Here is a 12,633-nt window from a genome sequence, read left to right on the forward strand (position 1 = left end):
CCACATAACAATGAAGTTTACTATTTAACTCATCTTCGTTTAAAATAGCATCACCTTTATTTAAATCCCTTCCTATGATATATCTTAACGGAGGCAATGCAGCACCTGAATTATCTATCACTCCATCTACATACCAAGGAGCTATTTTTGCACACATTAGTGCCACTAAGCCACCGTATGACCCCCCCCCGTAAATTTTAGGTAAAGATTTAAATTGAGGATAATTTTTCATTATATCTTTTAAAGCATTGATATGATCGATTGCAGGCATAATGGCAAAATTATTATACTCATTGTTAGGTGGGATAAAAGTCACAGATAACTCAACCTTATAGTCTTGATTTAAAATTCCTTGTTCTTTTAATATACTCATTTTTTGATCAAGAATTTGATAATATTTTTCTATATTTTTTGTATTATCTAGCACTTCAAATTCTATTTCAAAATCCCTGAAAGCCTTTTCAAATGTTCTTATATCGTCTAATAAAAAAGTCATTTCAGCGCTATATTTATCCACATCAGAAACTCTTTGGCAAAAACAATGATAAAATACATTTACAGTTACTACATCAAATTTTTTAGCTATAAAATTTCTATAACTTTCTAGAAAATGTATATTTGCATTAGCTCCATACCCACCTATGATAAAAACAATAGCTTTCATTTGCTTACTATCATCATAAGTGATTCTATATTCTAATTTACTTTCTCTTTTTATATTTAATTCCACATCATCACAAGAGTCTATAAAATAAGTTTGATTTATGAGCATATTTTTCTTTCTTGATATTATAATTTATATGCTATTATAACTAATTAAAATACATTCAAAGAAAAAAGTATGAAATATATATTTAAATGCAATGATAAAAAATATTCCAATATAGACTTAATAGAAGCTTTTAAAAAACTTGGTATTAAAAAAGGTGATATTTTGTGTGTACATAGTGAATTGATGAAATTTGGTATTCCTTTACTTCCTAGAAATGAATTTTTACAAACTATATTAGATTGTTTTTTTGAAGTTATAGGTAAAGAAGGTACTTTAATCATGCCTACATTTACTTATAGTTTTTGCAAAAATGAAGTTTATGATAATTTGAATTCAAAAAGCACTGTTGGTGTTTTAACAGAATATTTTCGCAAATGGGGGGGGTAAAACGCACCAATGATCCTATATTTTCATTTGCCATTAAAGGAGCTAAAGAAGAATTGTTTTTAAAGGACACTACAAGTTGTTTTGGAGAAAATTGTGTGTATGAAATTTTAGCCAAAGAAAATGGAAAATTAGTTTTATTTGGCTCTAAAATAGCTGGGTACACTTTTAGTCATTTCATAGAAGAAAAAGCTCATGTTCCATATAGATATTTTAAAAATTTTAGTGGAAAAATTATTGATGAAGATGGTAAAATACTCCAAAAAAATATTAAATACTATGTTAGAAAATTGGATGAAAATTCAGATTTAGATGTTGATAAACAAGTAGCTATTTTAAAAAATGATGATAATTTTAATATTTTAAATTTTTCCAATGCTCATATAATAAATATCAACATGAAAAACTATTTAGAAAAAACATTAAAAGCTTTAAAGGATAACCCTTATTGTTTGCTAAAGGAATAAAATGACAACTCATATCAATGATTTTTTACAAGAAAGTGTTGCTAAATTTGGAAGCAAAAATGCTTTTGTTGAGTTTAATGGTAGAAGTATAGGCTATAAAGAATTTGATGATTTAAGTAAAAAAATAGCAAGTAAAATTCTTTCTAAACTTCCTACTAAAAGTACACAAGATCCTGTATTAATCATACTTCCTAAAGGAATTGATTGTTTGCTTTCTTTTTTTGGTGTAGCAAAAAGTGGAAATTTTTATACACTTTTAGATGAAAAAAGTCCCAAAGAGCGTGTAGAAAAAGTTATAGAAGTTTTGAAACCAAAGCTTTTAATTACTTCTAAAAAATTAAATTTAGATTTTAATCTTGATACCATTTTCACAGAAGATTTTGAAAGCTTTGTTATAAATGAAAATGCTTTAGAAAAAGCTTTAAACGATCACATAGATACTAATTTACTTTATGTCTTTTTTACAAGCGGAAGCACAGGAACTCCAAAAGGAGTAAGCATAAGCCATAAAAGTGTGATTGATTATACTTTTTGGGTATGTGAAACTTTTAAGCTAAGCCATGAAGATATACTTGCTAATCAAGCGCCATTTTACTTTGATAATAGCATATTAGATATATTTAGCTCTGTTAAAATGGGAGCTACGCTTCATATACTGCCTAATCATCTTTTTGCTTTTCCAAATAAAATTTTAGAGTATCTAGAACAAGAAAAAATAACAACAATTTTTTGGGTACCTTCAGTGCTGATTTATTTTGCTAATACCAATGCGGTAGATAGCACCAAATTAAAAAATTTAAACAAAATTCTTTTTTGTGGTGAAATCATGCCAAATAAACAACTCAACATTTGGCGTAAATACCTTCCTAATACTTTATTTGCTAATCTTTATGGACCTACTGAAATTACCGATGTATGTTCTTTTTACATAGTTGATAGACAATTTAGCGATGATGAGCTTTTGCCTATAGGAAAAGCATGTAAAAATACCCAACTTTTAGTCTTTGATGAGAATTTAAATTTAATTACTCCAAGTCAAGTGGGAATTAAAGGTGAGCTTTATGTAAGAGGAACTTGTCTTTCCTTAGGCTATTACAACGATAAAGAAAAAACAAAGCAAGCTTTTGTGCAAAATCCTTTGCATGATAATTACCTAGACTTGCTTTATAAAACAGGTGATGTGGTAGCTTATAATGAATTTGGCGAACTTTTATGCTATGGAAGAATAGATCATCAAATCAAATATATGGGTCATCGCATAGAACTTGGAGAGATAGAAAGTATTATAAATTCTCATGAGAATGTAAGAAATTGCGCTTGTATTTTTAAAGAAGAAATTATTTGCTTTTATGAAAGTAAGGAAGAGTTAGATTTTAAAAACTTTTTAAAAGACAAACTCCCTGTTTACATGATACCTAAAAAATTTGTTAAAATAGAACAATTTACTTTAAATGCAAATGGGAAGATTGATAGGAAAGTTTTGAGTAAAAACTCTTAAATCTCCACTCTTAAATCGCTCATAAAATCTATCTCGCACCAATTTCCATTGATTTTTATAGCTTTTGCATTTTTGTATTTATTTATTAAAATTTGTAAAAAACTTGTCATATACATATTTTTAAAATCTTTTTCATCATAAAGTAAAGTTCTATCAAGCTCATCATAAGTTTTTAAAACTTCTTTTAAAAAATGATGAGAAAATTTAAATAAGCCTATATATTGCCCTTGAATTTCATCATAACTTTTTGCTTTTTTGCCAAGCTCTACTATAAAATCATCATGTAATTTTAAAGTTTCAGCATCATCAAGTGGATTTTCAAACCTTTTTAACCATAGTTCTTTCCAAGCTTTATCCACAATAACAGCAAAATCATCTTTTGATTGTTTGAGTTTTTCTATACTATCTTTAAAATAAACTATATCAGCGTAAGAAACAATCAAATCTTGCTCATCCTCAATACACTTTTGCAAAAAATCTCTAGCACAAAACAAAGTCTGGACCATATTAGTTTTATCATAGTTTTCATTTTTATAAAACAACTCCAAATTATGATTTTTACCCACATAATCCTTTAAAACATCAAATAAATATCCACCAACTACACATATCTCATGAATATTATTTTCTTTTAAAGCTTGAATTTCATAGTCTATGATTTTTTTATTTTTATATTCAACCATACATTTTGGATTGTTCTTTGTTAAAGGCATTAACCTTGAACCAAACCCTGCTGCTAAAATTATAGCTCTCATTTTATATCCTTTAACCACGCATTAAAAATACTTTTTTCGCTCATACCATTTTCTCTTTCAATATGCCACATTAGACCGTAAATACTAAATTTTTTATGCTTAAAAGCTTCTATTGTTTCATCTTTTGCATTTGCTAACGCCTCAAGCTCACTACCTAATGTTTTAATAGCAAAATTATGATATGAATTAACATTAATTATTTGATCTTTTAAATACACTTCATGATTTCCAACATGATCTTTACAAGGACAAATAGTAGAATTAAAATAAGAAGCGATCATCTGTGCTCCTTTACAAACCCCAAGTAGTGGAATGTTATTTTGCATACAATGTTTTATAATGTTTTTTTCATACTCATCTCTTTTTTGATTAATAAAAGAAAATTTACAAGAGTTTAAATCATTACCCCCACTTAAAATCACAGCACTAATACTAGAGATATAATTTTTAAAATCAATTTCATAACTCAATGGAAGAGGTAAAAACTCACTTAATTCTTTTTTAAAAAAACTTCCCCAATCAAGCGTCAAACACTCTCTTAATTCATAATAATCTTGATTTTCTAAAATTCTTTGACTAATAGCTATAAATTTCATAGACAAAATATCTGCTCACTTTGACAATCAATTTTAATTTTTTTTGCTTGAAGATATTTTTTAAAATTCTCTTCACCTACACCAATAACAGCAGGCATAGCAAGTTCAGAAGCTCTAATAGCCATATGTGAATTTGCACCACCATAGCAAGTGATAAAACCTGCAATATCTTTAGTAAATAAATAATCATATCCAGGATCAGCTGCATAGATTAACACTATCTTGCCTTTTAAATCTTGTTCATTTTCTAGAGCAATATTAGCACTAATGCTTTTTTGCGTGATAAAATTTGGATGAATATAACTAGTAAAAAACCCAAATATTTGATGTGCATCAGTTAGTAAAGCCGGAAGTTTTATAGCTAAACTTAATTGATATTCTTGTTTGTTTTCATTAATTTCACTCAAAAATTTATCTTTTGGATTTTTAGAATACACACTAGAATACAAATTTAAAATACTCTTAATATCCAAATGGGCCATATCTTCTTTAGATATTCCATAATAATTTCCAAGATCCTCTATCAGTGATATAGCTTTAGATAAGAGCTTGCTAAATTCAAATTTAATAAATTCGCGTCCTTCTATAGCTATTTTCAAAAAGCTAAAAAATTCTTTTGCATTAACTTCAATTCCATGTTCTTTTAAAATTTGATCAAGTTTTTGCAATTTATCATCGCTAATCTTAAATTCCTTTTCTTTTTGAATTTCACTTTTTTGTTTTAAATCAAAATACCCATCAAAATCCTCATCATACCTTGGAGATAAAATATTATAAGTCCCTGCTCTTAAATGACCAAATTGTTTTAAAAAATCTTGTTTGTTATTTTCATTTAAAGTTGCTAATTCATAACTCAAAGTTTTACTAACGGTGTGGAGAGAATTTAAAAATTCATTTTTTTCTTCTTTGCTAAAAAATCTAATTTCCACCAAAGAATTAAGCATAGTCATGGCCACAAACGCAGCCCTTGCAACACCAGCAAATGGTAATGTTCCATATCTTTTACACTCTTCTAAAAGCCAATAAATTTTATCTAATGGTGAAAAATCTGAATGCATAATATTTTCATAATATACAATCATTTGTTTTGATTTTTCTATATCTTTTAAACACAAACCATTTTTAATATCAATAATAGAATTAGTAAGATTTAATAAAGAAAATTCAATGCGTTTGATTTCATTTTTATTAAAACCATGATCTAACAAACGTTCTAATTTATCAGCCATATGAAAATCATAACAAGAAAATACTATATCAAATTCTACTTTATCATGTAACTCATGATTTTCATATAATTTATTTAAATAATAATTAACTAACTTTTTAGCAATACTCTCATCCAGTGTTTTTGGTATAAAAGAATTAAAAGAAAGTCTCACATCTACATAAGGAATACCTAAAAAAGAATGGATTAAAGGGTGCGATCTTAAATCTCTATAGCCATAATTATTTCTTTGATAAGCCCAAATATTATCTGTAATGATTTCTTTATAAAGACTAAAAGCTAATCTTTTTGGTCTAAGTCCTATAATTTCTGCTGGATTCCAATCAGGCATTACACCAAAAATGGCTTTATCTCCAAGCACTCTAGATCTTGGTTCTTGTAAAGATACAAATCTTTTATAAAGTCTATGTAAAGCTTCTTTAGGCAGGTTATTAAAAAGATTAATTTTTTCTTGCATTATTAAAGGTCTAACTTGCAAGCAAAAAAGTTCATCTTGCTCATTAAAAGCAAATTCTACATCTAAAAAATTACAACCATATAAACTTTCAAGTTCTTTTAATAATAAAATAACTTTTTGCATATATGGATCTTTTATATCTTCATTTTCACGGTAGTGAAAATATGTTTTAGCATTTTTAGCACTTCCATCTGTAATGGAACTATTAGAGCCGTTTTCATCATATTCTATACAAAAATATGGAGCAAAATTATCCTTATCTACACTAAAAGCAACACCACACTTTTTAATATCTAAAAGCATAGGTTGGATTAAAATTTCATCATTCTCACTAGGCATAGAATGACCTACTTTTTCTAAAGCATTAAAAAGTTGGCTTTTATCATTAATATCTACATTAGCCAAACTTAGAAAAGCTCCAGCATTGGAACTTTTTAAACTATCTTCGCTATTAGAAGAACTACGGATGATTAGTTTTTTCGCATTTAGATTGATAATTTTTTTAAGCACTTCTTCTTTATCTTGAATGATTTCTTTTAAAGAAGTGATAACTACATCTAAAACTTTTGCATTTTTAAGTATATTTTTTAAATTCTGTAAATTTCTTGCTTTTGTTTGAAAAACTAATCTATCCATAATATCACTCTTTTATATTTTTTTTGCACTCCAAGCTCTTGTTGTATATTTGATATCAAATTCACCTGGTAATTCTTGTTTTAACTTATCAGTGATTTTCTCAAACAACTCATTACCTTCTTTAGTCTCAAGATCCCAATAAGGATTTTTTACACTTTTCCAAGCATTGATGTAATTATCTACACTTTGATGAAAGTAAAAATCTTCTTCCAAATAAATAATATTATCAAAAAGCTCTTTATGTGCTTCTATAATAGGGCGTTGATCTTCTCTTCTTGTGCCTCTTGTATAATTTGGAACAAAACTAACAATAATATCTTCTGCTATTTTTTGAATAGGATCATTTAAATCTCTATGATTCCACATACAAGTAAAATAACATCCTTTTTTGAGCAATCTATGACTTTCTTTTAGTGCCATTGATCTATCCATCACATTAAAGCTACTTCCAAAGCTCACCCAATCAAACTCTCCATCTTTTAAAGTAGAGTCAATACCGGTAGCTCTTACCCATTCTACATCTTGACCTTGAGTTCTTTCTATACCAATTTCACGCATTGCATCATTTGGCTCAACCGCTACCACTTTACAAGCTCTCTCTAAAAGCATAATACTTAAATTCCCTGTACCCGCTCCAATATCTGCAACTTTTATCTTTGAACTTTGACTAGTTCTTTTAGCAAGCTCTACTAGCATATCTATACTAAGTGGTGCATAATTTGGTCTATATGAGTAAAATTTTGCATGCTTAGTATAATCCCAAACTTGTTCTACTATTTTTTCCATTTTTTTCCTTTAACTTTAATAGCAAAGCTAAAAAAAGCTAAAGGATTTTACTATGCCTTATGCACCGTCCATGCACGGATTTTATAAGGAATTTCAATCATATCCATAGAAGAAATTTTATTTTCTATCATTTTTAAAATTTCTTCCCATCTAGCTTTTCCAGCTTGTGCTTGAATATCATTTACAGAATGCCAAGCCCCAAGATAACGCTCTTTACTCCAAAGCTCTTTATAATCGCACTCCATAAAAAAGCAGTCTGTGAAATCTCCAGTACTTACTAAGATTTCTTCCCAATTTTTAACATTTTGAGTTCCACTACTTACACGAGTAAGCTCTGGTATAATATGTTTAATTTCCTCTTCAATTTCATAAAACACAGAGCCTTTAGCTATATGGCGTGGATTCCATATAGCAGTGAAATACCCCCCCCCTGTAAGCACTCTTGCAAACTCAGGTAAGGATTTTTTAGGATCTGTCCAGTGAAAAGAACTGGCCATGATTACCCAATCAGCATAATTACTAGGCATGGTAGTTTCTTCTCCACTGCCTTTATACCAAGTAATATTTTGTGAATTTTGGGTAAATTTAATACCCTCTTCACGCATATTATCATTTGGCTCGACTGCATCTATACAAAGATTAAACTCATCAGCAAGCATTTTAGTAAGCTTTCCCGTACCCGCTCCTACTTCTACAACTTTTAATGTGCTTTTATTTTGATCATTTACACATTTTATGAGCTTTTCTATAAGCATACTTGAGTATGCTGGTCTATTGTGATAATGTTTTGCAACTTCACTAAAATCACCTTGTTTCATGAAACTCCTTTATTACTAAATCAAATATTATATCGACCTTTTTATCTAAATTATCCTGCAATGAATTATCTAGTATAAAATGTGCATTTGGTTCATCATATTTTACATCAACACCTACAACATTTTTAATTTCACCATTTAAAGCTTTTGTATAAAGTCCTTTTTGGTCTCTTTTAATTAATTCTTCCATTGAGCATTTAATATAAATTTCAAAATAATTTTTTAAATTTTCTCTATTATATTTATAAATTTCATTAAACATAGATATGGTTGTTACAACTACTATCATACCTTGATCATTTAAAAATTTAGCAAATTGGGATCTTTTTAATGCTACATCTATACGACCTTGCTTATCATAGCTATAATACCCCAGTAAATCTCTTAATTCATCTCCATCAAGATAGATAATGTTTTTATGCTCATTTTTTAATTTCTCATATAATGCTTTACCTATAGTACTTTTTCCACTACCTGCTAAACCTGTAAGCCAAATAACACTTGCAATCATTTAAAACTTTCTCAAATTAATAAAGATAATATATTATCAAATTCTTATAAAATTCAATATTAATAAGATATAATAATCATTATTATTTTAAACAAAAAAAGGATAAATATGCAAAATATTAAAAAATTTTTTATGAACATAGAGAGAACCGATATTGATGAAACAATGCAAAATTTAGTAAGTGAAGACATTATAGATAGTATTGATATTATGGCTTTAGTAGCTGAAATTGAAAAACACTATGGAAAAAGTCTCAATGCTGAATTTATAAGTCCTGAAAATTTTGAAGATTTTCAAAGTATCAAAAATATGCTAGAAAAAGCATATAATTAACGCAATGTTAAAACATTGCGTTAATTACTTTTTAAAGACTGGATAATTTTATTTTTAGACACAATAATTTCTGCTATAAAATCAGCTATTTTATCCCAATCACTTTCTTTGGTTTGGGTTAAGGTTGGATTTTCTTCATACTCATCCCAATTAATCGGCTCAAATAAGCTTTTTCTGTGTGGAAAATACTTAGCTCTAACCCACTCAAGTGAAGGAGCATAATAATCAACATAAGCTTTTGCTATTTCTTTTTGCACTCTAAATTTCAACCTATCCTCATTAGCACCTTCAAAAATTTTTCTAGCCGTATAAAGTAAAGAATTTATGTTTTGCCCATGCAAATCTTTTTTTATAAGTCTTCCTTGAAGCTCCATACCTAAAAGATTAAAACTTTCATTTTTATTTTGCTTTAATGAAAATTCATCATCCCATTCTAAACCTAAATGATATACAAAATCTTTAAGTAATGTTCCGCCAACATATTCTTCCTTCAAAAGTCTCACTATTAAACTTTTTTCACCAAATACTTCTATATGGCTCTCGCAAATCCACTTATAATCAAATATATATTTTCTAGGATGCTCATCAGGCTTAAAATCAGCACTATAAAACCCCATATTATTTTTAATATCTTGAGAACAATGAGAATTTAAATATCCAAGAGTATCTCTAAAGTAAATAATTTCATAAATTTCATCAAATCCTAAAGCATTTAAAACACTTTTAAGAATTTCTATATGTCTTTTAGTAGAAAAATCCCAAACTATCCCTTCTGCAGAAAATATAAATTTCTTATCTTTATGCATTGTGGCTTCTATTTTGAAATTCTCAACAGCCTTAATCAAACGCACATCTTCTAAATCGTCCAATGGATTTTGACTTAATTTATCTTTTTTTATAAGCTCTAAAACTATATCGACTAAAACCCAATGTCTATTTGCCATTCTAAGAGATTTTGGATAGATATAACCTTGTTGCAAAAGTTTATTTTCATTTTGCATTAAAAAGCCTTGTCTTTCTTGGTTGCCACTATTGGTTGTTCCTATACTAATATACGCTGTCATTTTTTTCCTTTTTTAATTTATTATAACAAATAAAAAATGATAAAATATCTAAAAAATAAAAGAGAGTAATAATGAATTTAGAAATTACCAACCATTCTATTAAAGCTATTAGTATTGTTCTACCTAAAAATCCACTCCACAAAGAAGATAAATTAAAGCTTTGCAATATAAATGAAAGAAAATATCAACTTTTGCAAGAAAACTCAGGAATTTTCAATCATTTTATAAGTGATGATTCAACATACGCAAGTGATTTAGCAACACAAGCACTAAAAGAACTTTTCTCAAAAAATATAATCAGAAAAGATGAAATTGATTTACTTGTTTTTACAAGCTTTACACCAGATTATTTAGCACCAGCTTGCACTAGTTTAATCCATAAAAATTTAAATTTAAGCAATCATACTTTATGTTTAGATGTGTTAGGTTTTTGTCCTGGATTTTTACAGAGTTTGCTTCAAGTGTTTTTAGCTTTAAATCAACAGAACAAAAAAAAGCTATTTTAATATGCGCCAGTGTAAAAAGTAAAGCGATTGACGCTCAAAAAGATAAAATTACCTTTTTAAATAATAGCGATAGTGCAAGTGCGATTTTAATAGAAAAAAATACCAATTCTAAAGAAAAAAGCTGTTTTTCTCAAAAAGTTTTTTCTACTCAATGTGTAGAAGAAACTTTACCCTATGGCGGATTTCAAATTAATAGTAATAAAAACATACAAGCCAATACCACTCTAGCTTTTTCTTTTATTATGCAAAACTATCCAACATTTTTTCAAGAATTTTTTGAACATTTCAATCTAGAAAAAACTAGTTTCGATGAATTTTTTATCCACTCTTCTGATAATTTTTCAAAACAAAAACTATATGAGAGACTAAATTTAAATTTTATCCAAGATAATATTCTTAAAAACTATGGAAACACTACTATAAATAAATTACCTCTAGAATTAGCTTCATATACTGGGGGGGGGGATAAACAAATTTTCCTTGGAAGCTTTGGAACAGGTATCACCCTTAATGCATGTAGCCTAAAAATAAATTTTGATAAACTTCAAAGTTTTATCAAAGTCGTGTAATTTTAAGCTCAAATCGATCTTTAAAATCTTTAAAAGTAAATATCTTATCTTTGCAAGGATAAGATATGCTATTTTCTCTCATATTAAATGTTTTATTTTTTAGTTTTTCAAGCAATATAGGTAATTCTTTTTTAAATAAAGCCCTATCTGTCATTCTCAAACCATGCTCTAAGCTCTTTATATATCTACCATCTACATCATTCTCATCTTTAACAATATGTAAAGTTGCATCAAATCCAAGTTGTTTGCAAAATTCATAAAAATTACTCTTATGTTCCACTGGAGCTCCCTCATCTTTTGCGCTATGATAACTGATAAATATTGTATTTTGATTTTTTTCATTTTGCAAACTTAGATGCTTTGAGTTTAAAAGAACCCTTATCATATAATTATCATCACTTAAAAAATACGGAGAGCTTTCATCTCTAGTCCAGTATTTTTTTACAAAACATAATAAAATATAATTATCACCTCTAATAGCAAATTCACCACACTCACTTTCTCTACCTAACAAATGAGGCAAATGAGGCAATGTCACTCCTGAATTATCTATCACTCCATCTACATACCAAGGAGCTATTTTAGCACACATTAGCGCTAAATAACCTCCGTATGATCCTCCTCCATAAATTTTAGGTAAAGATTTAAATTGAGGATAATTTTTCATTATATCTTTTAAAGCATTGATATGATCGATAGCTGCCATAATTCCATAATTTTGATATTCGTTATTTGGCAATACAAAATCACAAGAAAGATTTATCAAAAAATCTTTTTTCAGTCTTCCTTCATGTTTTATTTGTTTAGATCTTTCATCAAGTTTTCTTATACAATTTTTAAAATTGCTTTTTTCATGGTCATAAATTTCCATATCGCAAATTTTTGCTATTTCACAAAAACTTTCCCAATCTTTTTCATTTGGCATAAAAATCGGATTATATTTCTCATCTATAGAAGGCCTAGCACTAAAGCAATGATAAAAAACATTTACAACAATAATATTAAATTTTTTAGCAAGATATTCTCTATCAAAATCTAAAAAAGATATATTAGCATTTGCCCCAAATCCACCTATGATAAAAACGATAGCTTCCATTTGCTTACTATCATCATAAGTGATTCTATATTCTAATTTACTTTCTCTTTTTATATTTAATTCTACATCATCACAAGAGTCTATAAAATAAGTTTGATTTATGAGCATGTTAAGCCTTATATTTGCATTTTTTAAGTATTATTATAACTAAAAAATA

13 protein-coding genes and 1 pseudogene are annotated in these 12,633 nt (G+C 27.8%); 5 read left to right on the forward strand and 9 right to left on the reverse strand.

All coding sequences use genetic code 11. The features are described 5' to 3' along the window. Positions 1 to 772: DUF2920 family protein (locus tag L8X50_RS07350; protein WP_263660799.1), on the reverse strand; the 772-nt coding region annotated here is incomplete at its 3' end. 69 nt (positions 773 to 841) lie between these two features. Here L8X50_RS07350 and L8X50_RS07355 point away from each other — a divergent pair. Further along, positions 842 to 1,623 (forward strand): annotated as a pseudogene (locus L8X50_RS07355) (AAC(3) family N-acetyltransferase). Between the two features lies 1 nt (position 1,624). Next, positions 1,625 to 3,121 carry an amino acid adenylation domain-containing protein gene (locus L8X50_RS07360; protein WP_263660800.1) on the forward strand — a complete coding sequence of 499 codons (1,497 nt, stop codon included), beginning with the start codon at positions 1,625 to 1,627 and terminating at the stop codon, positions 3,119 to 3,121. On the opposite strand, the gene L8X50_RS07365 is transcribed toward L8X50_RS07360, so the two are convergent. Genes L8X50_RS07365 through L8X50_RS07390 form a run of 6 tightly spaced genes read right to left on the reverse strand, consistent with a single transcriptional unit; the run spans position 3,118 to position 8,908 of the window. Next, positions 3,118 to 3,876 carry a phosphocholine cytidylyltransferase family protein gene (locus L8X50_RS07365; protein WP_258108305.1) on the reverse strand — a complete coding sequence of 253 codons (759 nt, stop codon included), beginning with the start codon at positions 3,874 to 3,876 and terminating at the stop codon, positions 3,118 to 3,120. The two genes, L8X50_RS07360 and L8X50_RS07365, sit on opposite strands and share 4 nt — an antisense overlap. After that, positions 3,873 to 4,472, reverse strand: coding sequence for a gamma-glutamyl-CDP-amidate hydrolase (locus tag L8X50_RS07370; protein ID WP_263660801.1), 600 nt, complete (start codon positions 4,470 to 4,472; stop codon positions 3,873 to 3,875). Before L8X50_RS07370 ends, L8X50_RS07365 begins: the two co-directional genes overlap by 4 nt. Then, positions 4,469 to 6,793, reverse strand: coding sequence for a PEP-utilizing enzyme (locus L8X50_RS07375; RefSeq protein ID WP_263660802.1), 2,325 nt, complete (start codon positions 6,791 to 6,793; stop codon positions 4,469 to 4,471). The genes L8X50_RS07370 and L8X50_RS07375 overlap by 4 nt, the downstream gene beginning before the upstream one ends. Before the next feature lie 12 nt (positions 6,794 to 6,805). Continuing rightward, a complete protein-coding gene (locus tag L8X50_RS07380) occupies positions 6,806 to 7,579 on the reverse strand; it encodes a class I SAM-dependent methyltransferase (RefSeq protein WP_263660016.1) in 774 nt (257 codons plus the stop codon). A gap of 50 nt (positions 7,580 to 7,629) precedes the next feature. Then, positions 7,630 to 8,397, reverse strand: coding sequence for a class I SAM-dependent methyltransferase (locus L8X50_RS07385; RefSeq protein ID WP_258108309.1), 768 nt, complete (start codon positions 8,395 to 8,397; stop codon positions 7,630 to 7,632). Further along, on the reverse strand, positions 8,384 to 8,908 hold the full coding sequence (locus L8X50_RS07390; protein WP_263660803.1) for an adenylyl-sulfate kinase: 525 nt from the start codon (positions 8,906 to 8,908) through the stop codon (positions 8,384 to 8,386). Before L8X50_RS07390 ends, L8X50_RS07385 begins: the two co-directional genes overlap by 14 nt. A 108-nt stretch (positions 8,909 to 9,016) precedes the next feature. Here L8X50_RS07390 and L8X50_RS07395 point away from each other — a divergent pair, with 108 nt between their 5' ends. Next, positions 9,017 to 9,241: an acyl carrier protein gene (locus L8X50_RS07395; RefSeq protein ID WP_087698989.1), complete on the forward strand. Its 225-nt coding sequence runs from the start codon at positions 9,017 to 9,019 to the stop codon at positions 9,239 to 9,241. A gap of 20 nt (positions 9,242 to 9,261) precedes the next feature. Here L8X50_RS07395 and L8X50_RS07400 read toward each other — a convergent pair whose 3' ends face one another. Next, positions 9,262 to 10,305, reverse strand: coding sequence for an acyl carrier protein (locus tag L8X50_RS07400; RefSeq protein ID WP_263660804.1), 1,044 nt, complete (start codon positions 10,303 to 10,305; stop codon positions 9,262 to 9,264). A 71-nt stretch (positions 10,306 to 10,376) separates the two neighbouring features. On the opposite strand from L8X50_RS07400, the gene L8X50_RS07405 reads away from it, so the two are divergent. Both L8X50_RS07405 and L8X50_RS07410 read left to right on the forward strand, forming a co-directional pair. Continuing rightward, positions 10,377 to 10,811, forward strand: a complete 435-nt coding sequence (locus tag L8X50_RS07405; protein ID WP_263660805.1) for a hypothetical protein — start codon at positions 10,377 to 10,379, stop codon at positions 10,809 to 10,811. Then, a complete protein-coding gene (locus L8X50_RS07410) occupies positions 10,736 to 11,380 on the forward strand; it encodes a 3-oxoacyl-ACP synthase (protein ID WP_263660806.1) in 645 nt (214 codons plus the stop codon). The genes L8X50_RS07405 and L8X50_RS07410 overlap by 76 nt, the downstream gene beginning before the upstream one ends. Here L8X50_RS07410 and L8X50_RS07415 read toward each other — a convergent pair. Further along, positions 11,367 to 12,584, reverse strand: a complete 1,218-nt coding sequence (locus L8X50_RS07415) for a DUF2920 family protein (RefSeq protein WP_263660807.1) — start codon at positions 12,582 to 12,584, stop codon at positions 11,367 to 11,369. The genes L8X50_RS07410 and L8X50_RS07415 overlap by 14 nt on opposite strands. Positions 12,585 to 12,633: the final 49 nt, after the last annotated feature.

The sequence above is a fragment of the Campylobacter sp. CNRCH_2013_0898h genome, assembly GCF_025772965.1.
GTDB classification, from domain to species: domain Bacteria; phylum Campylobacterota; class Campylobacteria; order Campylobacterales; family Campylobacteraceae; genus Campylobacter_D; species Campylobacter_D lari_D.